General features: G+C 73.9%; 21 protein-coding genes. 12 read left to right on the top strand and 9 right to left on the bottom strand.

Annotated features, from left to right (window positions below):
* Positions 1–130 precede the first annotated feature (130 nt).
* From ACPFP2_RS07950 to hemB, 5 genes are read left to right on the top strand one after another with little or no spacing between them, the layout of a single operon-like run.
* A complete protein-coding gene (locus ACPFP2_RS07950; RefSeq protein ID WP_424087603.1) occupies positions 131–901 on the top strand; it encodes a redox-sensing transcriptional repressor Rex in 771 nt (256 codons plus the stop codon).
* Positions 898–2,244, top strand: a complete 1,347-nt coding sequence (locus ACPFP2_RS07955) for a glutamyl-tRNA reductase (RefSeq protein ID WP_424087605.1) — start codon at positions 898–900, stop codon at positions 2,242–2,244. Before ACPFP2_RS07950 ends, ACPFP2_RS07955 begins: the two co-directional genes overlap by 4 nt.
* Positions 2,241–3,209: a hydroxymethylbilane synthase gene (gene hemC / locus ACPFP2_RS07960; RefSeq protein ID WP_424087606.1), complete on the top strand. Its 969-nt coding sequence runs from the start codon at positions 2,241–2,243 to the stop codon at positions 3,207–3,209. The genes ACPFP2_RS07955 and hemC overlap by 4 nt, the downstream gene beginning before the upstream one ends.
* Positions 3,206–4,786 carry a uroporphyrinogen-III synthase gene (locus ACPFP2_RS07965; RefSeq protein WP_424087608.1) on the top strand — a complete coding sequence of 527 codons (1,581 nt, stop codon included), beginning with the start codon at positions 3,206–3,208 and terminating at the stop codon, positions 4,784–4,786. Before hemC ends, ACPFP2_RS07965 begins: the two co-directional genes overlap by 4 nt.
* Positions 4,787–4,800: 14 nt before the next feature.
* Positions 4,801–5,784 (top strand): porphobilinogen synthase, encoded by a 984-nt coding sequence (hemB, locus tag ACPFP2_RS07970; RefSeq protein ID WP_424087610.1) that lies wholly within the window; start codon positions 4,801–4,803, stop codon positions 5,782–5,784.
* 437 nt (positions 5,785–6,221) lie between these two features.
* Here the strand turns inward: hemB and ACPFP2_RS07975 are convergent, their stop codons facing one another.
* The 3 genes from ACPFP2_RS07975 to ACPFP2_RS07985 all read right to left on the bottom strand — a co-directional run bounded on the left by ACPFP2_RS07975 (position 6,222) and on the right by ACPFP2_RS07985 (position 11,998).
* Complete coding sequence (locus tag ACPFP2_RS07975) at positions 6,222–9,494, bottom strand: lamin tail domain-containing protein (protein WP_424087612.1); 3,273 nt, start codon at positions 9,492–9,494, stop codon at positions 6,222–6,224.
* 95 nt (positions 9,495–9,589) lie between these two features.
* Positions 9,590–10,606, bottom strand: a complete 1,017-nt coding sequence (locus ACPFP2_RS07980) for a GNAT family N-acetyltransferase (protein ID WP_424088015.1) — start codon at positions 10,604–10,606, stop codon at positions 9,590–9,592.
* Between the two features lie 72 nt (positions 10,607–10,678).
* Positions 10,679–11,998: a lytic murein transglycosylase gene (locus ACPFP2_RS07985; RefSeq protein WP_424087614.1), complete on the bottom strand. Its 1,320-nt coding sequence runs from the start codon at positions 11,996–11,998 to the stop codon at positions 10,679–10,681.
* Positions 11,999–12,036: 38 nt separating this feature from the next.
* Between ACPFP2_RS07985 and ACPFP2_RS07990 the strand changes: the two genes are divergently transcribed.
* Both ACPFP2_RS07990 and ACPFP2_RS07995 read left to right on the top strand, forming a co-directional pair.
* Positions 12,037–12,261 (top strand): FmdB family zinc ribbon protein, encoded by a 225-nt coding sequence (locus ACPFP2_RS07990; RefSeq protein WP_424087615.1) that lies wholly within the window; start codon positions 12,037–12,039, stop codon positions 12,259–12,261.
* 143 nt (positions 12,262–12,404) lie between these two features.
* Positions 12,405–15,233, top strand: coding sequence for an ATP-binding protein (locus ACPFP2_RS07995; RefSeq protein ID WP_424087617.1), 2,829 nt, complete (start codon positions 12,405–12,407; stop codon positions 15,231–15,233).
* A gap of 69 nt (positions 15,234–15,302) precedes the next feature.
* Here the strand turns inward: ACPFP2_RS07995 and ACPFP2_RS08000 are convergent, their stop codons facing one another.
* A complete protein-coding gene (locus ACPFP2_RS08000; RefSeq protein WP_424087619.1) occupies positions 15,303–15,845 on the bottom strand; it encodes a phospholipase in 543 nt (180 codons plus the stop codon).
* A gap of 174 nt (positions 15,846–16,019) precedes the next feature.
* The gene (locus ACPFP2_RS08005; RefSeq protein ID WP_424087621.1) at positions 16,020–17,681 is read right to left on the bottom strand and encodes a glycoside hydrolase family 10 protein; all 1,662 of its coding nucleotides are present in this window, start codon (positions 17,679–17,681) and stop codon (positions 16,020–16,022) included.
* 315 nt (positions 17,682–17,996) lie between these two features.
* On the opposite strand from ACPFP2_RS08005, the gene ACPFP2_RS08010 reads away from it, so the two are divergent.
* Together ACPFP2_RS08010 and ACPFP2_RS08015 are read left to right on the top strand one after the other, a co-directional pair.
* Entirely contained in the window at positions 17,997–19,493 is a 1,497-nt protein-coding gene (locus tag ACPFP2_RS08010; protein ID WP_424088017.1) for an amino acid permease, read from the top strand.
* A gap of 114 nt (positions 19,494–19,607) precedes the next feature.
* The gene (locus tag ACPFP2_RS08015) at positions 19,608–20,624 is read left to right on the top strand and encodes a LacI family DNA-binding transcriptional regulator (protein ID WP_424087623.1); all 1,017 of its coding nucleotides are present in this window, start codon (positions 19,608–19,610) and stop codon (positions 20,622–20,624) included.
* A gap of 20 nt (positions 20,625–20,644) precedes the next feature.
* Here ACPFP2_RS08015 and ACPFP2_RS08020 read toward each other — a convergent pair whose 3' ends face one another.
* From ACPFP2_RS08020 to ACPFP2_RS08030, 3 genes are all read right to left on the bottom strand, one after another.
* The gene (locus ACPFP2_RS08020; protein WP_424087625.1) at positions 20,645–21,370 is read right to left on the bottom strand and encodes a methyltransferase domain-containing protein; all 726 of its coding nucleotides are present in this window, start codon (positions 21,368–21,370) and stop codon (positions 20,645–20,647) included.
* Between the two features lie 173 nt (positions 21,371–21,543).
* Complete coding sequence (locus ACPFP2_RS08025; RefSeq protein ID WP_424087627.1) at positions 21,544–21,861, bottom strand: hypothetical protein; 318 nt, start codon at positions 21,859–21,861, stop codon at positions 21,544–21,546.
* A gap of 38 nt (positions 21,862–21,899) precedes the next feature.
* Complete coding sequence (locus tag ACPFP2_RS08030) at positions 21,900–23,537, bottom strand: ABC-F family ATP-binding cassette domain-containing protein (protein ID WP_424087629.1); 1,638 nt, start codon at positions 23,535–23,537, stop codon at positions 21,900–21,902.
* Positions 23,538–23,628: 91 nt separating this feature from the next.
* Here ACPFP2_RS08030 and ACPFP2_RS08035 point away from each other — a divergent pair, with 91 nt between their 5' ends.
* From ACPFP2_RS08035 to ACPFP2_RS08045, 3 genes are all read left to right on the top strand, one after another.
* Positions 23,629–24,396, top strand: coding sequence for an ROK family protein (locus ACPFP2_RS08035; RefSeq protein ID WP_424087631.1), 768 nt, complete (start codon positions 23,629–23,631; stop codon positions 24,394–24,396).
* A 93-nt stretch (positions 24,397–24,489) separates the two neighbouring features.
* Positions 24,490–24,858: a tetratricopeptide repeat protein gene (locus ACPFP2_RS08040; RefSeq protein ID WP_363911209.1), complete on the top strand. Its 369-nt coding sequence runs from the start codon at positions 24,490–24,492 to the stop codon at positions 24,856–24,858.
* 116 nt (positions 24,859–24,974) lie between these two features.
* Positions 24,975–25,229 (top strand): Smr/MutS family protein, encoded by a 255-nt coding sequence (locus ACPFP2_RS08045; protein ID WP_030329768.1) that lies wholly within the window; start codon positions 24,975–24,977, stop codon positions 25,227–25,229.
* A gap of 2 nt (positions 25,230–25,231) precedes the next feature.
* Here the strand turns inward: ACPFP2_RS08045 and ACPFP2_RS08050 are convergent, their stop codons facing one another.
* Entirely contained in the window at positions 25,232–26,131 is a 900-nt protein-coding gene (locus ACPFP2_RS08050; RefSeq protein WP_424087634.1) for a hypothetical protein, read from the bottom strand.
* Positions 26,132–26,145: the final 14 nt, after the last annotated feature.

Genomic DNA, 26,145 nt, shown 5'->3' on the forward strand with positions numbered 1-26,145 from the left:
TGTGCACGTCTTCACAAGCGCCTACCCTGTAGTTCCGACGCGCCCTGCTAGCACAGCCGGCAACCTCGGTCGCCAGCGGGAGTCCCGAAACGGTCGGTCACCGGCCGAGGATCGCACCGCACGGAGTCTCATGAGTCAGCACCGTCACCCTGGCGCGCCCGGCCGCGCCGGTGCCGTACCGGCGCTCCCGGACCTCCCGGAGGCGACCGTCGCGCGGCTCCCCGAGTACCTCCGTGCCCTGCACAACCTCGCCGAAGCCGGCCACGAGACGGTCTCCAGCGAAGGGCTGGCCAGCGCCGCCGGGGTCAACTCGGCCAAGCTCCGCAAGGATCTCTCACACCTCGGCTCGTACGGCACCCGGGGCGTCGGCTACGACGTCGGGCTGCTGGTCGACCAGATCGAGTTCGTGCTCGGGCTCACCCAGCGGCGGGCCGTTGCCCTGGTCGGCGTGGGTAATCTCGGTCACGCCCTGGCCGGCTACGACGGCTTCGCCAGCCGCGGCTTCCGGATCGCCGCCCTCCTGGATGCCGACCGCGCCCGGGTCGGCGAGATCATCAACGGCCTGGTCGTACGGCACGTCGACGACCTGGCCGACGTCGCCGCCGAGGAGCAGATCTCGATCGGCGTCATCGCCACCCCCGCCCCGGCCGCCCAGGCTGTGGCCGACCGGCTCGTCGCCGTCGGCGTCACGAGCATCCTCAACTTCGCCCCGTGCGTACTCTCGGTGCCGGAGGGCGTCGACGTGCGGAAGGTCGACCTCGCCATCGAGCTCCAGATCCTGTCGTTCCACGAGCACCGCAAGGCGTCCCTGACCGCGCTCCCGGCCACCGGCGGGTCCGCGCTCACCGCCCTGCCCGGTGGGCTCACGGCCCCCGACACCCAGGAGGCGATCGGCACGTGAAACTGCTCGTCGTCGGCGCGTCCTACCGCACCGCTCCGGTCGCCACCCTGGAGCAGCTGGCGGTCGCCCCCGCCGATCTCACCCGCACCCTGGACCGCCTGGTCGCCCAGCCGTACGTCGCCGAGGCCGTGCTGGTCTCCACCTGCAACCGGGTGGAGGTCTACGCCGCCGTGTCCGGTTTCCACGGCGGCCTGGGCGACATCTGCGCCGTCCTGGCCGAGCAGGCCGGTTCCCCGCCGGCGACGCTCGCCAACCACCTCTACGTGCACTACGACGGCGCCGCCGTCGACCACGTCTTCCGGGTCGCCGCCGGGCTGGACTCGATGGTGGTCGGCGAGGCGCAGATCCTCGGCCAGTTGCGGGACGCGTACCACTGGGCCAGCGGCGCGGACACCGCCGGCCGGCTGCTGCACGAACTGATGCAGCAGGCGCTGCGGGTCGGCAAGCGGGCGCACGCCGAGACCAACATCGACCGGGCCGGGCAGAGCGTGGTGACCGCCGCGCTGGATCTGGCCGCCGATCACCTCGACGGTGACCTCTCCGCCCGGCCCGCCATGGTGGTCGGGGCGGGCGCGATGGGCGCGCTGAGCGTGGCGACACTCTCCCGGCTGGGCGCCGGCCCGCTCACCGTCACCAACCGGGGGGCCGACCGGGCGGTACGCCTGGCCGAGTCGTACGGGGCGAACGCCGTCCCGATGGCCGCGCTCGTCGACGCGCTCTCCACAGTGGACATCGTAGTGGCCGCCACCGCGGCCACCGAACCGGTCCTCACCCTCGACGTGGTGACCCGGGCGCTGACCCGGCGCGACACCGACCGGGGGCCGCTGGTCCTGCTCGACCTCGCCGTGCCCCGCGACGTCGAGCCGGGCGTGGCCGGGCTGGCAGGTGTCGAGGTGATCGACATCGACCGGATGGCCGGCCTGCTCGCCGACGGTCCGGCCGCCGCCGACGCCGCCGAGGTGACCCGGATCGTCACCGGCGAGGTCGAGGCGTTCCTGAGCTGGTTGCGCGGCGCGGACGTGGCGCCCACCGTGGCGGCGCTGCGCGGCCGGGCCGAGGACGTGGTCGGCGCCGAGCTGCGTCGGCTCGCCCAGCGCCGGCCCGACCTCAGCGACGACCAGCGTGCCGAGGTCGCCCGGACCGTGCACCGGGTGGTGCAGCGGCTGCTGCACCAGCCCACGGTGCGGGTACGCCAGCTCGCCGCGGAACCCGGCGGCGACCAGTACGCCGCGCTGCTGCGCGAGCTGTTCGACCTGGAGGTACCACAGACCTCCTCCCCGGTGGACACGGTGCCCGACGTGGTCGACACCGACACCACCCCGTACACCGGAGGTGAGCGATGAGCAGCCCCCTGCGCCTCGGTACCCGGGGCAGCGCCCTGGCGATGGCCCAGTCCGGCCACGTCGCCGAGGCGCTGACCGCCGCCACCGGCCGCCCGGTCGAACTGGTGGAGGTGGTCACCGCGGGTGACCGCTCCTCGGCCCCCGTGCACCGGCTCGGCGTCGGCGTCTTCGTCTCCGCGCTGCGCGACGCGTTGACCGCCGGCACCATCGACTTCGCCGTGCACTCCTACAAGGACCTGCCCACCGCCGCGGCGGCCGGGCTGCACATCGCGGCGGTGCCGCCCCGCCAGGACCCGCGCGACGCGCTGGTCGCCAAGGGCGGTCGTACCCTCGCCGAGCTGCCGCCGGGCGCGGTGGTGGGCACCGGCGCGCTGCGCCGGATCGCCCAGCTGCACGCCCTCGGCCTGCAGCTGGAGGTCACCCCGATCCGGGGCAACGTGGACACCCGCCTGCGGCGGGTGCTCGGCCCGGACGCCGATCTCGACGCGATCGTCCTGGCCCGGGCCGGTCTGGCCCGGATCGGGCGGACCGACGAGATCACCGAGACGCTCGACCCGATGCTGATGCTGCCCGCGCCCGCCCAGGGCGCGCTGGCGGTGGAGTGCCGGGCCGACGACACGGAACTGGTCGAGCTGCTCGCGGTGCTCGACCACGCACCGTCCCGCGCCGCGGTCGTCGCGGAGCGGGCGCTGTTGGCCACCCTGGAGGCCGGATGCTCCGCTCCGGTCGCCGCCTACGCCGAACTCGCCGAAGGCGACGTCGGCGAGGAGATCTACCTGCGCGGGGCGGTGATCAGCCCGGACGGCACCCGAGACCTGCGGCTGTCCCGCACCGGAACGCCCGCCGACGCGGCGGAGATCGGCAAGGCACTCGCCGCCGAACTCCTCGACCTCGGCGCCGACTCGATCCTCGGCCACGACGGAAGCACCGGCCCGGGGACCCAGCAATTTGGGAGCACAGAATGACCCGCACCCGTAAGCCCGTAGGCCGGATCGCATTCGTCGGGGCTGGCCCCGGCGACCCGGGCCTGCTGACCCGCCGGGCGCACGACGCCCTGGTCGACGCCGACCAGGTGGTGTACGACCGGGGAGTCCCCGAGTCGCTGCTCGACGTCGTCCGCGCCCAGGCCAAGGAGGACGCCCAGTTCACCCCCGCCGAGGGTGTGCCGGGTGACGTGGCGAAGGTGCTCATCTCCGCGGCCCGCTCCGGGCTGAACGCGGTGCACCTGGTCGCCGGTGACCCGTTCGGCCACGACTCGGTGGTCAAGGAGGTGCAGGCGGTGGCGCGTACCGCCGCGCACTTCGAGGTGGTGCCGGGCGTCGGGCAGGCCGAGGGCGTCGCCACGTACGCCGGCGTGCCGCTGCCGGGCGTACGCACCGCCGCCGACGTCGAGGACGTCGGCACGCTGGACTTCGACGCGCTCGCCGCCGCCGTCGGCCGGGGCTCGCTGGCGCTGGCCGTGGACGCCGGCGACCTGGCCGCCATCCGGGACGGCCTGCTCGCCGCCGGGGTGGACGGCACCACCGGCGTCGGGGTGACCGGCGACGGCACCGGCGAGACCCAGTACACCACCACGTCGACCGTGGACTCCTTCGTCGCGGCGGCGCTCGGCTTCACCGGCCGGGTGGTGCTCACCGTCGGTGAGGGCGTGGGTCAGCGGGACAAGCTGAGCTGGTGGGAGAACCGCCCGCTGTACGGCTGGAAGGTGCTCGTCCCCCGGACCAAGGAGCAGGCCGGCGCGATGAGCGCCCGGCTGCGCGCGTACGGGGCGATCCCGTGCGAGGTGCCGACCATCGCGGTCGAGCCGCCGCGCACCCCGGCCCAGATGGAGCGGGCGGTCAAGGGCCTGGTCGACGGCCGGTACGCCTGGGTGATCTTCACCTCGGTCAACGCCGTCCGCGCGGTCTGGGAGAAGTTCGCCGAGCACGGCCTGGACGCCCGCCACTTCGGTGGCGTCAAGATCGCCTGTATCGGTGAGGCGACCGCCGACGCGGTGCGCGCCTTCGGCATCCAGCCGGAGCTGGTGCCCTCCGGTGAGCAGTCCTCCGAGGGCCTGCTGGCCGAGTTCTCGCCGCACGACGAGATCCTCGACCCGGTCGGCCGGGTGCTGCTGCCGCGCGCCGACATCGCCACCGAGACCCTCGCCGCCGGGCTCACCGAGCGCGGCTGGGAGGTCGACGACGTGACCGCGTACCGGACGGTCCGGGCCGCGCCGCCGCCCGCCGAGATCCGCGACGCGATCAAGTCGGGCGGGTTCGACGCGGTGCTCTTCACGTCTTCCTCCACCGTGCGGAACCTCGTCGGTATCGCCGGGAAGCCGCACGCCCGTACCGTTGTTGCAGTCATCGGGCCCAAGACGGCGGAGACCGCGACGGAGTTCGGCCTGCGGGTCGACGTGCAGCCGCCGCACGCCTCGGTGCCCGACCTGGTGGAGGCGCTCGCCGCCTACGCCGTCGAACTGCGGGAGAAGCTGGCCGCCATGCCGGCCAAGCAGCGCCGTGGCTCGAAGGTGCAGGGGCCGACCGCCCTGAGGTTCCGCTGACAGGGAGGCTCCTCATGCCGTACCCCGAGATCCGGCCCCGCCGGCTGCGTCGTAACGCGGCCGTGCGGCGGCTGGTCTCCGAGACCCGCGTCGACCCGGCCGAGTTGGTCGTGCCGATGTTCGTCAAGGAGGGGCTGGCCGAGCCGCGGCAGATCGCGTCGCTCCCGGGGGTGCTCCAGCACTCCCGGGACTCGCTGCGCAAGGCCGCCGTCGAGGCGGTCCAGGCCGGGGTCGGCGGCATCATGCTCTTCGGGGTGCCGGCGTCGCGGGACGAGTGCGGCTCCGGTGGTACCGACCCGGGCGGCATCCTCAACGTCGCCATCTCCGACGTCGTCGCCGAGGTGGGCGACGCCACGGTCGTGATGAGCGACCTCTGCCTGGACGAGTTCACCTCGCACGGGCACTGCGGCGTGCTCACCGCGGACGGCGCGGTCGACAACGACGCCACGCTTCAGGCGTACGCCGAGATGGCGGTGGCCCAGGCCGCCGCCGGGGTCCACGTGGTCGGGCCGTCCGGGATGATGGACGGCCAGGTCGGCGTCGTACGCCGGGCGCTCGACGCCGCCGGCCACCAGGACGTGGCGGTGCTGGCGTACGCGGTCAAGTACGCCTCGGCCTTCTTCGGCCCGTTCCGCGACGCGGTGGAGTCCGCGCTGGAGGGGGACCGGCGCGCCTACCAGCAGGACCCGGCGAACCTGCGCGAGTCGCTGCGCGAGGTGGCGCTGGACGTCGCCGAGGGCGCCGACATGGTGATGGTGAAGCCGGCGCTGCCCTACCTCGACGTGGTCTCGGCGGTCCGCGCCGCGGTGGACGTCCCGGTCGCCGCCTACCAGGTCTCCGGCGAGTACGCGATGGTCGAGGCGGCCGCCGCGAACGGCTGGGTCGATCGGGAGCGGGTGATGCTGGAGACGCTCACCTCGATCCGCCGGGCCGGTGCGCAGATCATCCTCACCTACTGGGCCGTCGAGGCCGCCCAACTGCTCCGCGAGCGCTACTGAGCCCCCTGGGCCGCCGCTGGGCCGCCGCGACCGCGTGTGACGTGCGGCGCGCGGGGGGCCGTTCACATCGAGGTGCTGCCGTGAGCTGCCGGTAGCTCGGCCCTGGGGTTCGGCGGGCCGGGCGCGCCCGGCGATATCCACAGCGCCCGGCCCGGGACGGCGCAGAGCGGCGCTACCCCTCCCACCTGGACACGATCCTCGACCCGGAGCCGGGCGAGTGGTGGGCCGACGTCTACGGGCTGGCCCGGCCGCCCGAGACGTACTACCGCAACCGCGCGGTGCGGGACGCGATGCGCCGGCGCAGCCAGTGGGAGGTGCGCGTCGCGAAGTACCGGAACGTGCCGCCACCGCCGCGCGTGCCGCGCCCCGACGGGTGACGGCCCGCCGCCCGGGAGGGTGCACTCCCGGACGACGGGCCGTCGTCGTACCTCGGACCGTCAGTCGTCGTCGGTGATGGTGCCGATCGCCAGCGGGTCGGCGAGCCGCAGGCTCAGCGGGCCGGCGGCCGCGAACGCGATCTTCTCGTTCGCCTCCACCTTCCGGTCACCCCGCACGGTCACCGGGAACGCCAGCGAGGTCTGCCCGGCGGGCAGCACCCGGCAGCCGACGTACGGGTCGAAGTCCGAGCCGGCCGACGCGGTCAGGCCCACCGCCGCGGCGCAGAGCGTCGTCGGCGTCGACAGCGGACGGGAGACGGTGACCTGGAAGGTCAGCGTCCGGTCACCCTTGTCGCCCTCGACCACCGACGCGTCGGCCACGCGCAGCGACGGCTGCGCCCGGAACCGGGCGACCGACGGGTCGTGGTCGCTCGCGCCCCGCGAGCCGTCCTCGGTGAAGTCGCTCGGCCAGTCGGCGTTGACGTGCGCCGTCCGCACCTGCACCAGGTCGGCGTGGAGCGCGTCGTTGACGAAGATGCTGTCCAGCGTCTGCGCCTGCCCGCTGTAGTTATACGAGTAGGCCGCCGCCGGGGCGTCCGCGACCAGGTCGTCCCAGAGGTTGTGCAGGCCGGCCTCGTAGAGCGGGGCGAGCTGGTCCGACGGGGTCGGGTTCGCCGCCGTGGCGATCGGGTCGTCCGGGCGGGGGAAGACGTTCATGTCGCCGCCGTAGACCACCCGGGCGTGCGGATCCGACTCCTCGATCGCGGTGACGATCGCCGCGCCGTACCGCGCCTGCTCGGTGCGCTGTCCGACCCTGCTGTCCGGACCGGACGAGTAGTGGTTGCTCAGCGCGTACAGCAGGTAGGACTCCGCGCCGCCCGGCGTCGCCCTCACCACGAACTTGCCCAGCTGGGGAGCGCGGGTGAAGACGTTGTCGCCGTCCTGGCCGGTCGACGTGTCGGTGTCGGCCGGCAGCACCGCGTTGAGCGCCTTCGGGTTCTGCACGTCCGCGTTGGACGGCAGCCCCGCCGACCGGTACCGCACCGTCGGCGTGGCGCCGAGCAGCGGGTCGGTGGCGGTCGCCTCGGCCAGCGACAGCCGGTCCGTGCGGTACAGGAACGCGGAGACGATGCCGCGCGCGTCCGCGCCGCTGCGGTCGTACGCGGCGGCGTAGGCCGGGCCACCGGCGGCGGCGATGGTCAGCGCCAGGTCCTGGAGGGTGTCCGGGGCGCCGTCGGCGTCATTGCTGTCACCGCAGGCCAGCTCGGTGCCGGACACCGTGCAGATGTCCTGGTCCTCGGCCTCCTGCACCAGGATCAGGTCCGGGGAGTGCAGGTCGGTGCGGATCTGGTCGGCGAGCGCGGCCAGGTGCTCCCGGTACTCCGCCTCGCCGGCCGGCACGTAGTCGAACGGCGGCCGTACCCCGGTGCAGCCCGGGTTGCCGGCGAAGTCGCAGCCGTCGAACGGGTCGTCCCGGAAGTCGTACAGGTTCTCCACGTTGTACGTCGAGACGGCGACCTCACGGCTGCGGTCGGCCGGCTTCGGCGGGTTGTTCGCCGACGGGTCGGCGCCCGCGCCGAGGGCGAGCGTCTCCGGCTGCACGGTGTACTTGCTGAAGCCGAAGGCGACCGCGCCGTACGCGTCGGTGGCGAGGGTGTCGAAGGTGCGGGCCGGCGGCAGCAGCGCGGCCGAGTCCCCGGCGGTGGCCTTGACCCCACCCGCGCCGAGCAGGATCCGCTGGTTGTTGCCGTTGTCGAAGAGGGTGCCGGGGATGTCGTCCAGCGGGTGGGCGTCCCGGAACACCCGACGGGCGTACGGGTCGGTCCGCTTCATGATCGGGTCCTCGCGGTCCACCACGTAGATCTCGGAGTCGAGGGTGGAGGCGAAGATGTGGCGCGGGGCGGACACCCCGCTGCCCGAGCGGACCCGCATCCGGGTGCCCTCGTGCCGCTCCCAGAACAGGTCGGCGCCGGTGGCGTCGGCCGGCGGCGTCGCGTCGTCCACCGCCACGGCGGTGTCCACGTCCAGGCCGGAGTCCAGCTTGCGCACCAGCGAGGCGCTGGAGAGCTGGGTCTGGTGGAAGTACTCCGACACCCGGCCGCGCAGCACCACCTCGTCACCGACCGTCGGCGTGTAGCCGCCGATCAGCGTGGTGAACGAGCCGGTGAAGACGAAGAGGCCGTCGGAGCTGAGCGGGTCGCCGTCCTCGGTGCCGGTGCGGCTCTGCAGGTAGAAGCCGTACTGGGCGGCGCCGGCCGAGGTGCGGGTGAGCGACTTCTGGGTGATCACGCCGCGCACGTCGTACAGCGTGGAGCTGGTGCCGTTGCCGCTGGCCGGGGCGAGCGGGGAGCGGTCGGTCCGGCCGTTCTCGTCGTCCCCGGTCGGGCCCTGCACCTCGCCCACCGACAGCACGGTGGTGGCCTGCACGGTGAGGGTGCAGGTCGCGGTGCCGCCGTCGGCGTCGGTCGCGGTCAGGGTGACCGCGTACGTCCCACCGGGCAGGCCGGTGGCGGTGACCGTGGCGGTGGCGGTGCCGCCGGCGGCGGTGGCCGGCGTGAACGCGGTACGGCTGATCGACCCGGTGGCGGGCGTCGGGCTGACCGCGGTGACGGCGAGATCGACGACAGTGTCGTCGGCGTCGGTGGCGGTGACCTCGCGGGTGGCGGTCGCGCCCGCCTCCAGGGTCAGCGTGCCGCCGCAGTTCAGCGCGGCCGGCTGGTCGACCGGGCCGCCGTCGCCCACGGCGTGGCTGCCCAGACCGTCGAACGTGTCGGTGGCGAAACCGGCCCACTGCACGGCCGGGTCGAAGGCGTCGGACGGCTCGGTGTCCCCGGCGGAGACCGACGGCAGCCGACGCAACGTGTTGTCGGCGGTGCTGGTCAGCCCGGCACCCCACTCGGTGCCCGGGTCGACGCCGACCTGACCGATCGAGTCGAGCACGCTGCCACCCTTGCGCAGCACGATCGCGTCGTCGCCGTTGAACAGCGAGGAGGCGTACGTCTGGTCGGCCTGGGCGAGGATCGTCGGGGCGGCCGAGGAGGCGGCGAAGACGAACACGTCACCGGCGGCGACGGTGCCGGTCAGCGCGATGTTGGTCGGCGTGGTGGAGCCGTTGAAGTGGAGCTGGAGCTGGTAGCCGCCGGCCGTGAGGTCGACGGGGGACCCGGTGCCGTTGAAGAGCTCGATCGCCTTGTTGTTGGACGAGCCCTCGACGTACTCCGAGATGAAAAGGTCGGTGGGCGCGGCGCTGGCCGCGGTCGGTGCGACGCCGATGACCGGAAGGGTGACGGCGGCGGCGGTTGCGAGCGCGGCGTATCTGCGGCGCGGGCGCATAGGGCCTCCACGATGGGTGGACGTGAACTAACGCACGTTAAGGGTCGGTGATGGCCGCCGTCCATCCCCCGGGCGGCGGTGTGGTGAATTCGTGGTCAGCGGGAGGCGTCGAGGCGGTGCACCAGCTCGGCGACGTCCACGCTGTATTCACACCACTCCCGGTCGGGGCGGTAGCCTAGCTCGGCGTTGACCTTGAGCATCGCCTCGTTGGCCTGGGCGTTCCAGGTCTGCACCTCGCCCAGCGTGGGCTCGGCCGAGCGTAGCTCCAGCAGCATCCGGGCCTTGATCGCCCGGTCGATGCCGTAGCCCCGATGATCCTGCACCACGATGGTGTCGTACTGGTCGGCGCGGGTGGGGTGCTGCGCCGGCACCACCACCTCGGTCAGCCCGGCCACCTGCCCGGTCTGCTCGTGCAGGGCCAGCACGATGTACGGCTTCATGCCGCGCCGGTGCAGCGTGTCCAGGCTGTCCCGCAGCCGCTGCGGGTCGTACGAGCTGGGGCGCAGTTCGCCGTCGTCGACGTCGCGCACCTCGGCCTTGGCCCGCGCGTACGCCTCGATCAGGTCGTCCGGCGGCCCGCCCGGGCAGAACTCCAGGTGGTATCCGGCGCCCACGCCGCCGGCCATCTCGGTCAGCGCCGGCCAGTCGACCGTGCCGAGGTCGAGCACGCTGCGGGTCTCCACGTACTCGCGGAGGAAGCCGAGCGACTCGTAGAAGGCGACGGCGGGGGTGTCGCCGACCACCTCGACACCGATCGACCGGAAGCCCTCCTGGTAGACCCGGCGGGCCGCGGTCAGCACCAGCTGACGGCCGAGGCCGGTGCGGCGCGCCTCCGGGTGCACCAGCACCTCCAGCACGCCGATGTCACCGAGGAGCAGCACGTGGACGTGGCCCAGGATCGGGCCCGGCGCACCGTCGGGACCCGGATCGCCCTCGGCGACCCAGGAGATCCGCCGTTCGCCCGGCATCACCTCGGAGAGGTACTCCCGCAGGGAGTTCTCCCGCCAGGGCGGGTCCTGCGGGAGGTCCGCCGCCAGGACCGCGTTCAGCGTGTCCAGCACGGACGCGATCTCGTCGGACGACGCGGTCCGGGGATCCCACTCGCGCACCATCACCCGTACAGCTTGCCGCCAACGGCTGCCCGGGGGAAGTGTCCGGTCCGGCAATGTACGCGGACGATCACATCACGTACGGCTCGCCCGGCCGTACTCGTTGGCCTTGTCGAACACGTCGGTGGCGTAGCGGCGTACGTCGTTGTAGGACAGGATGGCGCCCCACCAGTCACCGGGGACGGTCATGTTCCGGCCGCCCTTGCACAGGTACCTCCCGGCGGCCAGCGCCGCGTCGTCCAGGTCGTGCGGGTCCTTGCGGCCGTCGTTGTCGGCGTCCGCGCCGATCTCCTGCCAGGTGGTCGGGATGAACTGCATCGGCCCGATGGCCCGGTCGTAGGTGGTGTCCCGGTCGAAGAGGCCCCGGTCGGTGTCCCGGATCAGCATGCGGCCGCCGTTGCCGTCCAGCGCGTCGCCGATGATCTCCGGTTCGGCCCGGCCGGTCGAGCCGAGCCGGGCGCCGTTGGCCTGCCCGTGCCGGGACTCGACGTACCCGATCGCGGCGAGCGTGGTCCAGCTGAGCTGGCAGCTCCGGTTCGTCTCGGCCAGCACCAGTTCGGCGTAGCCGTACGCCTGCATCGCCACCGGCGAGACGCCGACCTTCGCGCCGGTGGTCTGCGCCCAGGCGGCGAGGGCGTCCGCCGGGCGTCCGGTGACCGACCCGGGCGCCGGAGCGGTCGGCGTCACGCCGCCGGGCAGCGGCGTGGTGGGCGGCAGCCCGGCCGGCGGGGTCACCCCGGGCGGCACCGGCGCCACCGTGGCCCCGGGCAGCGCGCCCGGCGCGGGTACGACGACCGCGCCCGGCTCGGTCGCGTCCACGGCGACCGGCCTGGCCTGCCGCACGGCCGACGGGACCACGACCGCGCCGACCGCTCCGGTCGCGGCGACCAGCGCGAAGAGGAACAGCCCGGGCAGGGTCAGCCGGCCGCTGGGCCGGCGGGACCAGGCCCGGGTGGCCCGGGCCGCGCCGGCGACCGCCTGTCGGGGCGGGGGGAGCCGGACCGCGTGCGCGAACGGAATCCGCCGCCGTCTGCCGGGCACACCCTTCGCCGCGCCGGCCTCGGTCGTGTCCGTCGTCGTCGTCTCGTCCTTGGCCGGCTCGTCCTTGGCCGGGTCTGCCTTGGCCGTCTCGTCCTTGGCCGGCTCAGCCTTCGCGCCCTCGGTCTCCGCGCCACGGGGCGAGGTGGTGTCAGGCTCGGTGGCGTCCGCGTTCGGGGTGTCGGCCCCGGCGCGATCGATCCTGGCCTCGTCCTGGACGGGTCGGCGGGGCCGGGGCAGCGGGGCCGGGTCGGGCGCGGCGCCGGAGCTGCCGAGCGGCCCGTCGGGCGGCGTCGCCGGTCGCAGGGGTCGCACGGTCGCACTCTCCTCGCCGCTCACCCGTCGAGTATCACCCATGCCCGCCGGAGCGTCAGGCCCGGTCGTACGCTGGAGGCATGCCCCGGTACGAGTTCCGTTGCCGCGCCTGCGGTGACACCTTCGAGGTCAACCGTCCGATGTCGGACGCCGGCGAGCCGGCGTCCTGCCCCGAGGGTCACGCCGACACCGTCAAGCTCCTCTCCACCGTCGCGGTCACCGGCCGAGGCGGCGGGCGAACGCCGGCCGCCGCACCGGCGCCGTCCGGCGGCGGTGGTTGCTGCGGTGGCGGCTGCTGCGGCTGACCGCCGCCGTCCCCGCTCTCCCGCCTTGCCGGCTGCCTGGTCGGATGGCACCTTGAGTCGGACGCCGCCCGGCCGTTCTCACGATGCGTGACGGCCCGACCATAGGGCAGCATGTACCCGACGTCAGGTCGGAGGTTCCACGCATGTCGCCACGGATCCACCTCCCGAGCGGTTGGGTGACCTTCGTCTTCACCGACATCGAGGGCTCGACCCGGCTGGCCCAGCTGCTCGGACCGGAGTACCGCCCGGTGCTGCGGGAGCACCGCCGGCTGCTCCGGGACACGCTGGCCGTGACCGACGGCGCGGAGCTGCTGACCGAGGGGGACTCGTTCTTCCTCGCCTTCCCCGACGCCGCCAAGGCGCTGACCGCCTGCCTGACCGCGCAGCGGGCGCTGTCCACCCACGACTGGCCGAACGAGGACGCCACGCCGCGCGTCCGGATGGGGCTGCACACCGGCTACGCCGAACCCCGCGACGGCGAGTACGCCAGCCCGGAGGTGCACCGGGCCGCCCGGGTCGCCGCCGCGGCGCACGGCGGGCAGGTGCTCTGCTCGGCGTCGACCGCCCGCTTCGCCGACCCGCTCCCGTCCGGGGCGACCCTGCTCGACCTCGGCCTGCACCGGCTGCGCGGCTTCGACGACCGGGAGCGCCTCTTCCAGCTCGTCGCACCCGGGCTGGAACGGCAGTTCCCCCGGCCGCGTACCGCCGAGGCGGCGGCGCACAACCTGCCCACCCAGGTCACCTCCTTCATCGGCCGGCTGACCGAGCGGGCCGAGCTGGACCTGCTGGTCCGCCGGCACCGGCTGGTCACCGTGCTCGGCGCGGGTGGCGCGGGCAAGACCCGGCTGGCCGTGGAGCTGGCCTCCGGGCTGGTCGAGGCGTACCCGGACGGGGTGTGGTTCGTCGACATCGCCACGGTCACCGACCCGGGGCTGGTGGCGTTCGCGATCGCCGCGGTGCTCGGGCTGCGTCCGGAGCCGGGCCGCCCGATGCTGGACACCCTGGTCGAGTACGCGGCTGCCCGCCGGATGTTGGTGGTGCTGGACACCTGCGACGCCCAGCCCGCCGCCTGCGCCGAGGTGATCTCCCGGCTGCTCGCCGGGGGTGGCGGGGTGCGGGTGCTGGCCACCAGCCGGGAGTCCTTCGGGCTGCCCGGCGAGGTGGTCTGGCGGATCCCGCCGCTCTCGGTCGACCCGCAGCCGGGGCGGGTGGAGAGCGACGCGGTGGCGCTGTTGCTGGACCGGACGGCGGCGGCCCGGGGCGGCCGGCCGCCGGACTGGGCCGAGGTCGGCGACCTGCACCGGGTGGTGCAGCGGCTGGACGGCCTGCCCCTGGCCATCGAGCTGGCCGCCGCCCGGCTGCGGGTGCTCTCCGCCGGGCAGCTCGCCGCCCGCCTCGACGACGTGCTGGGCGCGCTGGACGCCGGTCGGGTCGACCCCACGCCGCCGGTGGAGCACGCCTGGACGGGCAACCAGCAGGACACCGTGGACCTGGTCGCCGCGGCGGCCGGCGGCGCGCCCCCGTCACCGGCGCACCGGGCCGTGCAGCGTTCCGCCGTGGAGCGGCACCTCACCATGCAGGCGACGGTCACCTGGTCGTACCGGACGTTGGGGCCGCGCGCCTCCCGGCTGCTGCGCTGGCTGGCGGTCTTCGCCGGGCCGGTGAGCCTGTCCACGGTGGAGTGGCTGCTCGACGAGGACCCGCTCGACGCGCTGTCGGTGCTGGTGGACAAGTCGATGGTGCTGGCCGAGCCGGCGGCGACGGGCAGCACGTACCGGATGCTCGACCCGATCCGGGCGTACGCGGCCCGGCGGCTGGCCGAGGCGGGCGAGGAGCAGGGCGCGCGGGACCGGCACGTGGCCTGGTCGTCGCACGCGCTGGAGCAGGCCCACCTCGGGCCGGACGGCCGGCCGGTCACCCTCTCGCTGTACGCGCTCGACCCGCTGGCCGGGGAGTTGCGCGCGGCCCTGCGCTGGTGCGCCACCGGTGGCAGCGCGCGGGCCGGGTTGCGGCTGGCCGGTGGCCTGGACCAGTGGTGGCGGGAGCGCGGGCTGTCCCGGGAGGCCCGGCTCTGGCTGTTCCGGCTGTACGGGCGGATCGCCGAGACCGGCGAGCAGATCCCGGAGGCGGAGCTGGCGGCGGCGTACCACCTGCACTCGTTGCACGCCGGAGCGGACGGCGAGTTCGCCGAGGAGCTGCGCTTCTCCCAGCGGGCGGAGGCGGCGGCCCGGCAGGCCGGGGACGCGGGACTGCTCGCCCGGGTGCTGGCCGGGCGGGCCGCCCCGCTGATCGACATGGGGCAGTTCGCCGAGGCGGAGCGGGTCTGCCGTGAGGTCATCGACTGGGCGTACGAGCAGGAGGTGGCCGGCGACGCGCTCCTGGCCGTCTACGTCCTGGCCCAGCTGCTGTGGCGGCGGGACGCGCTGGACGAGGCGGCCGAGCTGCTGGGCGGGGCCCGCCCGGTGGAGGCGGCCCGCCCGGTCGAGCGGGGCCGGCGGTCGGTGGACATGCTGCTCGGCATGGTCGCGCTGGCCCGGGGCGACGTGGTCGCGGCGCACGAGCACCTGCTGGTGGCGCTGCGTTCCCGGATGAGCCACGGCTACCACGGGCGGGCCTGCGACACGGTCAGCGCGGTGGCGGTGCGCTGTGTCACCGACGATCCGGTCACCGCGGCCCGGCTCTTCGGCGCGGCCCAGGCCACCCGGGCGCGGCTGCGGGCCAGCCCCGGCATCTACGGGCCGTACTGGCTGGAGCAGCAGTCCGCGCTGCGTCGCAGGATCGGTGACGCGGCCTTCGACACGGCGTACGGCGAGGGTGGCCTGCTCGGCCTGGAGGAGGCGGCGGCGCTGGCCCTGTCCGTGGAGCACCCCGACCTGGGGGAGGACTCGGTCCGCTTCCGTCCTTCGGGGGCGGTGACGCCGCGTCCGGCCGCGCCGACCCGGTGGGAGCTGGGCCGCTGCGAGTGGGCCTGACCGGGCGGATCGTCCGCCGGTGCGGCGCACGCGCGGCTGCGGTGACCGCAGCCGCGCGTGCCGGGCGGGTCAGCCGCGCAGGGCGGCCCGACGCTCGGCGTCGGCCTTCATCCGGGCGGCCCGGTCGATGTCGGACTGCTGCACGGCGGCCACCGTGCCGAAGGCCTTGACGGCCTCGTAGTAGGTCCAGGCCAGGCTGTAGCAGGCGGGCCGGACGACGACGTTGTACCGGGCGCAGACCCGCTTCAGGTCGGCGTAGAAGGCGCTGTCGAGCCGGGACTTGTTGGCCGAGAACTGCCCCATCGCCTTGTAGTTGCGGTAGCCGAAGTCGTGGCGGTAGCAGGAGAGGCTGAAGGTGAAGCCGAGCGGGTTGTCCGGGCTGGACGAGCAGTAGTCGGTCGACCAGTCGAAGGCGTACGCGGACCAGGTGGCCTTGTCCAGCCGGCCGGCGTTCCAGGCGTTGTAGCTGGTGGCGCTGGTCTGCGTCCAACTGCTCAGCACGCTGAGCTTCTGTTCGGTGCTGACGGCGGCGGCCGCCGGGGTGGCGAGGCCGAGCGCGGTGAGCAGCGCGATCGTGCCCGAGGTGAGCAGGGTGGCGAGGCGTCTGGTCACGGTTACCTCCGCGGGGATGTGCGGTGTGGCGGTGGGTTACCGGCGGGTCACCGGATGTCGATCAGTGTCGATCGGGTTCGCGGCCGTCGGTCGTGGCGAGTGCGAACTATTGGTGACAGGCGTCGAAACAGACGAATGCCCCGGGCAGGATCGCCCGGGGCATTCGCGGATCGGTCAGCGCACCACCCGTACCGGGCTCGGCGCGCTCTCGTTCCAGAGCCGGTCCAGCGCCGTCACGGCGTACGTGTACGTCGCGCCGGGCGTCGCCGTCTCGTCCAGCCAGGACCGCGTGCCCGGCGCCGAGTCGGCGCGCACGGTGCCGACCAGGTGCGCGGCGTCGGCGAAGCCGCAGGGGTCGGCCGGACCGGCGCCGTCGAAGCGGTAGACCGCGTACGAGGTGGCCGTGCCGAGCGGACCCTGGCCGTCGGCCGGCTGCCGCCAGTGCAGCCGCACCCCGTCGGCGGACCGCTCGGTCCGCGTGATCACGGGGAACAGCAGCGGCTTCGCCGGCAGGTGGGTCATCCTCGGCGGCAGCGCCGGGCGGGAGTAGTGCTCGGCGGCGTAGATGTCGGTCGCCCCGAGCCGGTTGGCCTTCACCTGCACGGCCGAGAAGTGCACGTTGCCGAGCACCTCCGGGTACGACCGGTTCAGCGTCAGGTGGTCCGACAGCTCCCGCGGGTTCATCCAGTACGACCCGTACGCCGGCTCGCCGCTCTTGTAGTCGGCCTGGCCGATGTAGAGCTGCACCCGGGTGCCGCGCACCTGCTCGGCCCACCACGGCACGAGCCGCGCGTAGTCCGCGGCCGGGTACTGGCCGATGTACCAGTAGAGCTGCGGCACCACGTAGTCGATCCACTCCTCCTTGATCCACTTACGGGTGTCGGCGGAGATGATGTCGTACGACTGCGAGCCGGTGGTGTCCGAGCCGAGCGGGTCGACCGACTTGTTGCGCCAGATGCCGAACGGGCTGACCCCGAACTTCACCCACGGCTTGGCCGCCTTGATCCGGTCGTTCATCTCCCGGACGAGCAGGTTGATGTTGTCGCGCCGCCAGTCCGCCTTGTCGGTGAAGCCCCGGTGGTGGGCGGCGAACGTGGCGTCGTCCGGCACCTGGTGCGTCCCGCTCGGGTACGGGTAGAAGTAGTCGTCGAAGTGCACGCCGTCGATGTCGTACCGCTGGACCGCGTCCATCATCGCGGTCTGGACGAACTCGCGGACCTCCGGCAGGCCGGGGTTGTAGTAGAGCCGGCTGCCGGCGGCGCCGGCCGGCGGGTAGGCGAAGGTCCACTCCGGGTGCTGGCGGGCCGGGTGGTCGGGCGCGAGCTTCGAGATGTCCGCGCCGGCTCCGCCCGGCGCCGGCATCGAGATCCGGTACGGGTTGAACCAGGCGTGGAACTCCAGGTTGCGCTTGTGCGCCTCGGTGACGAGGAAGGCGAGCGGGTCCCAACCCGGGTCCTGCCCGCGCACCCCGGTCAGGTACTCCGACCACGGCTCGTGCGGTGACGGCCAGAACGCGTCGGCGGTCGGGCGGACCTGCACCACGACGGCGTTGTGGTGCAGCTTCTGCGCCAGGTCGAGCCAGCCCAGGTACTCGGCCTGCTGGGTGGCGATCCGGTCCGGCGCGGTCTGCGAGGTCTTGGTCGGCCAGTCGATGTTGACCACGGAGGAGATCCACATGGCGCGGAACTGGCGCTTGGGGGTGGCCGGATCGGTCGTGCAGTCGGTGGTGGCGGGGGTGGCGGTGGTGTCCGGTGCGGCGCTCGCGGGCGTGCCGGCGACCAGCGCGCCGAGCAGTGCCACGGCCAGCCCGGCGGCTCGGAGCCGAGTTGCCTTCATGCGGTGTGTCCCTTCGTCGGGCTCCCGGTGTCGCGGCCGATGGCGGCAACATTCGCCGCAAGCTATCTACCGCTGGTAGAAAATTTTCACACCGTCCGGCCTCGGCGCAAGAGTCTGACCTGGATGTCCGGATACCGCCCGGCTGCGCCGTCCGGGGCGACCCGCGCGCACCCCGGAGGGTGACCGGCTCCACACGCCCGGTCGTGACCGGAGTGTGACAGGACGTGGCGGTTGACGAGGATCCGTCCTGGGTAGCATCGCCGGTCACCGGCCGCCACCAGGTGGTCGCACGGTGGGAGGGGAAGCCCGGTGTCCATGCTGCGGACCAAGCCGATCAAGGACGTGATGGCCCAGAGCGAGGCCGACGGCAGCGACGGCCGGCTCGGCCTCAAGCGCCACCTCAGGGCCCGCGACCTCACCGGCTTCGGCATCGGCATCGTGATCGGCACCGGCATCTTCACGCTCACCGGCATCGAGGCCCGGGACAGCGCCGGGCCCGGCGTGGTGGTCTCGTTCGCGATCGCCGGCGTGGTCGCCCTGCTCGCCGCGCTCTGCTACGCCGAACTCGCCTCCAGCGTGCCGACCGCCGGCAGCGCCTACACCTACGCGTACGCCACCATGGGCGAGGTCGTCGCCTGGATCATCGGCTGGGACCTGCTGCTGGAGTTCGCGCTCGGCGCGGCGGTGGTGGCCCGCGGCTGGTCCGGCTACCTCGCCGAACTCCTCGGGCTGCCCACCGCCTGGTTCGGCGAGGAGGGCAGCGTCGTCAACCTCGGCGCGATCGGCATCGTGCTGCTGCTCGGCGTGGTCGCCGTCGTCGGCATCCGCGAATCCGCCAAGGTGACCAACCTGCTGGTGTTCGTCAAGGTCGCCATCTGCGTCTTCATCGTGGCCGCCGGCCTGTTCTTCGTGAAGGCCGCCAACCTCACCCCGTTCATCCCGTCGTCGCGGCCCGCCGACGCCGGCGAGGACGGCATCAAGCAGCCGGTCACGCAGGCGCTGTTCGGCCTGGAGCCGTCGGTCTTCGGCTTCGTCGGCGTGCTCAGCGCCGCCGCCGTGGTCTTCTTCGCCTACACCGGCTTCGAGGCGGTGGCCAACCTCGGCGAGGAGACCCGCCGCCCGAAGCGGGACCTCACCCTCGGCCTGCTCGGCACCCTGCTGATCTCCACCGTGCTCTACATCGGCGTCTCGCTGGTCCTGGTCGGCATCGTGCCGTACACCGAGATCGACCGGGGCGCCCCGATCGCGGCGGCCTTCAACGCGGTCGGCGCGGGCTGGGCCGGGGTGCTCGTCTCCATCGCCGCCGTGGCCGGCCTGACCAGCGTGATCCTGGTCGACCTGGTGGCCATGGGCCGGATCGGCTTCGCCATCTCCCGCGACGGCCTGATCCCGCCGGCGGTCGCCAGGATCCACCCGCGCTGGGGCACCCCGTACCGGATCTCCGGCGTGATGACCGTGGCGGTCGCGCTGCTCGCCGGCTTCCTGCCCCTGTCGGCCCTGGCCGACCTGGTCAGCATCGGCGCGCTCTGCGCGTTCGTGATCGTCTCGATCGCGGTGCCGATCCTGCGCCGGAGGCGCCCGGACCTGGAGCGGCCGTTCAAGGTGCCGTTCTCCCCGGTGCTGCCGATCGTCTCCGCACTGGCCTGTCTCTACCTGATGCTCAACCTGTCGGTGGAGACCTGGATCCGGTTCCTGATCTGGATGGCCCTCGGCGCGCTGATCTACTTCGGCTACGGCTACCGCCGCAACCGCCTGGCCCGTCGCGAGCACGCCGCGACGGAGCCGGCCGGCGAACCGGCCCCGACCCCCTGACCCCGGTACGGTTCCGGGCCCCAGGTCTTTACAACGTTGTAACCAACGTTGTAAAGATGCCGTCGCGCGGTAGAGTCCGGACCTGGCACCCGGCACCTGCGGGAGGACGAGGTCGTGCGACACAGGCTCAAGGACGTGGCCGAACGGGCCGGCGTGTCGGTCAAGACCGTGTCGAACGTGGTGAACGGCTACGTGCACGTGCGACCGGACACCCGGGCCCGGGTGGAGGAGGCCATCGCCGAACTCAACTACCGGCCCAACCTGTCCGCCCGCAACCTGCGCAAGGGACGGACCGGGGTGATCGCCCTGGCCGTGCCGGAGCTGGACATCCCGTACTTCGCGGAACTGGCCCGGCACGTGGTCACCGCCGCCGGCGTACACGGCTGGACGGTGCTGGTCGACCAGACCGGCGGCGGCCCGGAACAGGAGCGGGTGGCCGCCTCGGGCATCGGCGACCACATGATCGACGGGCTCATCTTCAGCCCGTTGGCGCTCACCGCGGACGACCTCACCGGCCTGGACGGCATACCCATGGTGCTGCTCGGGGAGGGGGTCGACCACGGCCCCGCCGACCACGTGGCGGTCGACAACGTGGCCGCCGCACGCGAGATCACCGCCCACCTGATCGGCCTGGGCCGGCGCCGGATCGCCGCGATCGGCGCGCAGCGCACACCCGAGGGGGCCAGCGCCCGGCTCCGGCTGGCGGGCTACCGTACCGCTCTCGCCGCCGCCGGCCTCGCCTACGACGAGAGCCTGGTCGCCCCGGCCTCCGCCTGGCACCGGGCCGACGGGGCCGCCGCGATGCGGCAGCTGCTCGCCTCCGGCGCCCGGCCCGACGCCGTCTTCTGCTTCAACGACACCCTCGCCCTCGGCGCGCTGCGTGCCCTGCACGAGGCGCGGCTGCGGGTCCCCGAGGACGTCGCGGTGGCCGGCTTCGACGACATCGAGGACGGGCGGTTCTCCGTCCCCACGCTGAGCACCGTCTCGCCGGACAAGGAGGCCATCGCCCGCCTCGCCGTGGAACTGCTCGCCGGCCGGCTCGCCGGTGAGCGGGCCGCCCCGGCCCGCGAGCTGACGGCGCCGTACCGTCTCGAACTGCGCGAGTCCACCGAGGGCCCGGCGCACGCCTGACCGGCACCCGGAGGCCGTGGTCAGTCGAAGAAGCGGGCCAGATGGGTGGCGGTGGGCGGGTCCGCCCCCGCAGGCAGGGGAGTGAGGTCGGCGAAGATCGACGCGCCGTCGCAGCCGGCGTGCAGCGGATACCAGCGCGGGGTGCCCGGCGGGCGCTGCCCGCAGATCCCCTTGAAGGTCTGCACGTCCAGCAGCCGGACGTGGGTCGGGTCGGCCACCGCGTTCACATGCCCCCACCAGGGGCTCATCACGTGCAGCACGCCGCCCGGCCGGAGCACCCGGTGGCACTCGTCCACCAGTGGCAGGAAGTCGATCAGGTGCTCCAGGATGTGCACCGCGAAGAGCGCGTCCACCGAGTCGGTGGCCAGCGGCAGCGAGCCGGAGAGGTCGGCCACCGCGTCCACCCCGGGCGCCGGGAAGATGTCCAGCCCCAGGTTGGCGGGGTACTGCTTCTGGCCGCCGCAGCCCAGGTCCACCACCACCGGGTCCCGCCCGGCGACCCGGACCCGGTCCCAGACCCCGTAGACGCCGGCCAGCCGGCCGACCAGGTCCCGGACCAGACGCAGCTCGGCCGCCTCATCGACCTCGCCGCTCAGGTGGGCCACCCCCCGGTCGAACCGCACCTCGACCGCGATCCCGCGCAGCCGTTCGTCGTGCCGGGCCTGGTCCGCCCAGGACTCGGCCAGGAATCCGTCGATCGCCCGCAGCCGCTCGGCCGAGGGCGGCGTCTGAGCCAGCGCGACCATGGCCACCTCCCGGGCCGCCGTTACCCGGATTCGCGCCCGGTATGCCCGGATGCCCGGCCGAGACCGGTCGGTATCGGCTCCAGTTCGGCGACATGGCGGTATCCGCGCCGCTCGGACACCGCCATGTCGCCGCAGCGGAGGGGATCACGCGGCGCGGGTCGGCGCGCGGCGGATCAGCCGGAAATCGTGCGCCGGGGCGCCCGGACGCCGCCCCGGATCCGCTGCCGCGGCGCGGCGCTCGTCCTGGGTCGCTTGAGGTGGTACCGGTGCAGCTCGTTGTTACCCGGCAGGGACGGGTCCTCACTCATCGCCACCAGCTCCCAGCCCTGGTCGCCGGCCCGGTTGAGGTGGGCCAGCGCGGTGTCGCCGTACGGTGTCACATCGACCATCGAGCCGTCCGGGCCGTACCAGATGAAGACGACTTCCCAGCCGATGTCGTCGGTGGCCGCCTGGCGGCGGCGGACCAGCAGCGCGTACTCCCACTTGAGCATGGAGTCATTCTCACCCCGCGCGAGCGGGTCGGCACGGATCAATCCTCGGCGATCCGTCCGGCGTCCACCCGCAGCCGCCGGTCGACGCTCACCGCGTCCAGCATCCGCCGGTCGTGGGTGACCAGCAGCAGCGTTCCGGCGTAGTGCGCCAGGGCCGACTCCAACTGCTCGATCGCCGGCAGGTCCAGGTGGTTCGTCGGCTCGTCGAGGACCAGCAGGTTGACCCCGCGCCCCTGCAACAGCGCCAGCGCCGCCCGGGTCCGCTCGCCCGGCGACAGGGTCGCCGCCGGCCGCAGCACGTGCGCCGCGCGCAGGCCGAACTTGGCCAGCAGCGTCCGGACGTCCGCCGGGGCCAGCTCGGGTACGGCCGCGCCGAACGCGTCCAGCAGGGGCTGCTCGCCGAGGAAGAGCCCGCGCGCCTGGTCGACCTCGCCGACCACCACCCCGGGGCCGAGCGAGGCGTGCCCGGAGTCGAGCGGCAGCCGGCCCAGCAGCGCGGCGAGCAGGGTCGTCTTGCCGGAGCCGTTCGCCCCGGTGATCGCCACCCGGTCGGCCCAGTCGATCTGGAGGTCCACCGGGCCGAGGGTGAAGCCGCCCCGACGGACGACGGCGCCGCGCAGCGCGGCCACCACCGCGCCGGCCCGGGGCGCGGCGGCGATCTCCATCCGCAGCTCCCACTCCTTGCGGGGCTCCTCCGCCACGTCCAGCCGCTCGATCAGCTTTTCCGTCTGCCGGGCCTTCGCCGCCTGCTTCTCCGTCGCCTCGGCGCGGAACTTGCGGCCGATCTTGTCGTTGTCGGTGGCCTTGCGTCGGGCGTTCTTCACGCCCTTCTCCATCCAGGCCCGCTGGGTCCGGGCCCGCGCCTCCAGCCCGGCCTTCGTGTCGGCGTACTCCTCGTACTCGGCGCGGGCCTGGCGGCGGGCCACCTCCCGCTCCTCCAGGTACGCCGAGTAACCGCCGCCGTAGAGCCGGATCTGCTGCTGGACCAGGTCCAGCTCCAGCACCCGGGTCACCGTGCGGGTGAGGAACTCGCGGTCGTGGCTGACCAGCACCGTGCCGGCGCGCAGCCCGGTGACGAACCCCTCCAGCCGCTCCAGGCCGGCCAGGTCCAGGTCGTTGGTGGGCTCGTCGAGCAGGAAGACGTCGTAGCGGCTGAGCAGCAGCGAGGCCAGCCCGGCCCGCGCCGCCTGGCCGCCGGAGAGACCGGTCATCGGGTGGTCCAGGTCGACGGTGAGCCCCAGCTCGGCGGCGACCTGCTCGGCGCGTTCGGCCAGGTCCGCACCGCCGAGGTCGAGCCAGCGCTCGAGCGCCTCGGCGTACGCGTCGTCGGCGTCGGCCGCGCCCACGCCGAGCGCCTCGGCGGCGGCGTCCAGCGTCGCCTGCGCCGCGGTCACCCCGGTCCGCCGGGCGAGGAAGTCGCGGACCGTCTCCCCCGGCCGGCGCTCCGGCTCCTGCGGGAGGTAGCCGACGCTGGCGGTGGGCGGGTTCAGCGAGATGCCGCCCTGCTCGACGGGCTGGAGCCCGGCGAGGGTGCGCAGCAGCGTCGACTTGCCGGCCCCGTTGACACCGACCAGCCCGACCACGTCACCGGGGGCGACGACCAGGTCGAGGTCGGAGAAGAGGAGGCGGTCGCCGTGGCCGGCGGCGAGACCCTTGGCGATTAGCGTGGCGCTCATGAGGAGCCGAGCGTACCGGGCGGTCGGGGCGGGCCGACCGGATGACCGGCCCGCCGCACGGGGGACGTGGACGCGAGGCAGACTCACTCCCGTGGCGACCACTCTGGCGATCGACTGCGGCGGCGGCGGGATCAAGGCCTCCGTGCTGGACGCGGCCGGCACGATGCGGGCCCGCCCGCTGCGGGTGCCCACGCCGTACCCGCTGCCACCGGCGCTCTTCGTGAAGACCCTCGTCGAGCTGGGCGGGCGGCTGCCGGCGGCGGACCGGCTGACCGTCGGGATGCCCGGCATGATCCGGCACGGCGTGGTGGTGGCCACCCCGCACTACGTCACCCGCTCCGGCCCGCGCAGCCGGATCGACCCGGAGCTGGTCGCCGAGTGGTCCGGGTACGACGCCCGCGGCGCGCTGACCGACGCCTTCGGGGTGCCGGCGCTGGTGCTCAACGACGCCGAGGTGCACGGCGCGGGGGTGGTCGCCGGGACCGGCTGCGAGCTGGTGCTGACCCTCGGCACCGGGCTGGGCAGCGCGCTCTTCGACGGCGGTGTGCTCGCCCCGCACCTGGAGCTGTCCCACGCCCCGGTGCGCTGGGGCACCACCTACGACACGTACGTGGGAGAGCCGGAGCGTCGCCGGCTGGGTGACGCGTTCTGGTCCCGCCGGATCCGGCAGGTGGTGGACGGGCTGCGCCCGGTGTTCCGCTGGGACCGGCTCTACCTCGGTGGCGGCAACTCCCGGCTGATCCGCCCGGAGCAGTTGGCCCGGATGGGCGACGACATCGTGGTCGTGCCCAACACGGCCGGGATCGTCGGCGGTGTCCGGGCCTGGGACCTGCTCGGCGACCGCCGCCCGACCCCCTGACCCGGGCGTTTCCAGCGCAGGAACACTCGCGGTCCGGCCGGTGTTGTGCCAGCGTCGAACAAAGGGCGGCGCGACACGAGGAGGTGGGTCGGGATGGATCTTCTGGCGGACTACCGGCGGGCGACCATGTTCTTCGAAGCAGGTGACCCGACCGGAGCGGCCCGGCTGCTCGAACCGATCGTCGAGGCCGAGCCCGGCAACTCCTCGGTACGCCAACTGCTGGCCCGGGCATACTTCCAGTCGGCCCAGCTGGGCCGGGCCGAGGAGCAGCTGCGTGAGCTGGTCGAGCGGGACCCGAGCGACCACTACGCCCACCACGTGCTGGGCCGGACGCTGGAGCGGCTGAACCGGCACGCCGACGCGCTGCGGCACCTGCGGATCGCCGCGGCGATGCACTCCACCAACGACGACTACGCGACCGCGCTGCGCCGGGTCCAGAGCCGGGTCGGCGGCGGCCGCTGAGCGGCGACGCGAACGTCGGGGCAGCCCCGCGGGGCTGCCCCGACGCGTGTCCGGGGCCGGACGGCAGGCCGGAATACGATGGCGGCCATGGGACCTGAGCCGGGGGTGGGCGCGGCATGAAGCTGAAGCTGGACCTGCACGAGATCTTCAACAAGGGCCACGACATCGACCGGGCGCTGCGCGGGATCATGGACGAGGCGGTGGCGAAGAAGGCCACCCTGGTCGAGATCATCCCGGGCAAGGGCTCCGGCCAGCTCAAGAAGCGGGTGCTGCGGTTCCTCGACCAGAAGGACGTCAAGCAGCTCTACCACCGGGTCGAGAAGGACTCGAAGAACTTCGGCCGCCTCTTCGTGCACTTCCGCTGGAAGTAGCGTCACCGACTACGGTGCTCCGCCCGCCGTACCTGTACGGCGAGCGCGACGATCACCAGCGTCGACATCGCCTGGCACGAGAACACCGCACCGACGTACCGCCCGGTGAACGGATCCGACAACGCGACGGCGCTCGAGGCGACCGCACCGACACCGCCGAGGACCGCCACCCCGATCAGATGCGTGGAGCTCAGCCGACCGGGAGGCTGACCCCGCACCGACCGGCCTCCGCTGACCACGAGCACGAGCGCGGCGGCGAGCAACGCCGACGTCGACCCCCAGGTCGCGGCAGCGGCCGGGGTCGTCCCGACGAACACCGTGACCGCGAGCACGACCGGGACGGCCGCCAGCAGCACCCCGAGCGCCCCGCCCGGGTCGACGGCCTTCGGATCCGGCCGGACCGCCGGGGTCGGCGGCTGCCGGTCACGCGGGGAGCGGGCCCGGTGTGCGGCGTGCCGCGCGCCCGACCGTTCGACCTCGCCGACGGCGTAGCTCAGCGCGGCGGTGCCGGGCGTCGACCGGGCGGCCACCGCCGCCGGCTCCGCCGCGAGCACCTTCCGCCGGTCCAGGACGCGCAGCGCGGCGTCACGGGCGTCGGCCAGCGCGGTGAGGCGGTCGACCCCGACCGACTCGACGATCGACGCGGCGCGCGACAGCGCGGCCCGGGCGGCGCCGAGCGGATCGAGGTTCTGCGCGACGACCGCCTTGTCGAGCGCGGCGAGACCTCGGTCACCGGCGTCGAACACCCGCTGTCGCAGGCCGTCGTCGTCGGCGAGGAGCAGGTAGTCCATCTCGTGCAGGACCTGGTAGGGGGGACGGTCCCGGAGCACCTGCCGCGCCCACTGGGCGAGACCCGGGGCCGAGGTCGCCCGCCGTGGACCGGACGACGGCTGAGCAGGCACGGTGCGACCTCCAG

Origin of the sequence: Micromonospora citrea, assembly GCF_049629545.1 — a bacterium.
In the GTDB taxonomy this organism is placed as follows: domain Bacteria; phylum Actinomycetota; class Actinomycetes; order Mycobacteriales; family Micromonosporaceae; genus Micromonospora; species Micromonospora citrea_A.

Excerpts from the sequence above, each read along its gene's own strand:
- ACPFP2_RS08020 (WP_424087625.1), bottom strand. The coding sequence starts at position 21,370 with ATGGTCGCGCTGGCTCAGACGCCGCCCTCGGCCGAGCGGCTGCGGGCG.
- ACPFP2_RS07980 (WP_424088015.1), bottom strand. The coding sequence starts at position 10,606 with ATGGTGCGCGAGTGGGATCCCCGGACCGCGTCGTCCGACGAGATCGCG.
- ACPFP2_RS08040 (WP_363911209.1), top strand. The coding sequence starts at position 24,490 with ATGGATCTTCTGGCGGACTACCGGCGGGCGACCATGTTCTTCGAAGCA.
- hemC (WP_424087606.1), top strand. The coding sequence starts at position 2,241 with ATGAGCAGCCCCCTGCGCCTCGGTACCCGGGGCAGCGCCCTGGCGATG.
- ACPFP2_RS07950 (WP_424087603.1), top strand. The coding sequence starts at position 131 with ATGAGTCAGCACCGTCACCCTGGCGCGCCCGGCCGCGCCGGTGCCGTA.
- ACPFP2_RS07990 (WP_424087615.1), top strand. The coding sequence starts at position 12,037 with ATGCCCCGGTACGAGTTCCGTTGCCGCGCCTGCGGTGACACCTTCGAG.
- ACPFP2_RS08010 (WP_424088017.1), top strand. The coding sequence starts at position 17,997 with ATGCTGCGGACCAAGCCGATCAAGGACGTGATGGCCCAGAGCGAGGCC.
- ACPFP2_RS08045 (WP_030329768.1), top strand. The coding sequence starts at position 24,975 with ATGAAGCTGAAGCTGGACCTGCACGAGATCTTCAACAAGGGCCACGAC.
- ACPFP2_RS07965 (WP_424087608.1), top strand. The coding sequence starts at position 3,206 with ATGACCCGCACCCGTAAGCCCGTAGGCCGGATCGCATTCGTCGGGGCT.
- ACPFP2_RS07975 (WP_424087612.1), bottom strand. The coding sequence starts at position 9,494 with ATGCGCCCGCGCCGCAGATACGCCGCGCTCGCAACCGCCGCCGCCGTC.
- hemB (WP_424087610.1), top strand. The coding sequence starts at position 4,801 with ATGCCGTACCCCGAGATCCGGCCCCGCCGGCTGCGTCGTAACGCGGCC.
- ACPFP2_RS07995 (WP_424087617.1), top strand. The coding sequence starts at position 12,405 with ATGTCGCCACGGATCCACCTCCCGAGCGGTTGGGTGACCTTCGTCTTC.
- ACPFP2_RS08025 (WP_424087627.1), bottom strand. The coding sequence starts at position 21,861 with ATGCTCAAGTGGGAGTACGCGCTGCTGGTCCGCCGCCGCCAGGCGGCC.
- ACPFP2_RS08030 (WP_424087629.1), bottom strand. The coding sequence starts at position 23,537 with ATGAGCGCCACGCTAATCGCCAAGGGTCTCGCCGCCGGCCACGGCGAC.
- ACPFP2_RS07985 (WP_424087614.1), bottom strand. The coding sequence starts at position 11,998 with ATGGGTGATACTCGACGGGTGAGCGGCGAGGAGAGTGCGACCGTGCGA.
- ACPFP2_RS08005 (WP_424087621.1), bottom strand. The coding sequence starts at position 17,681 with ATGAAGGCAACTCGGCTCCGAGCCGCCGGGCTGGCCGTGGCACTGCTC.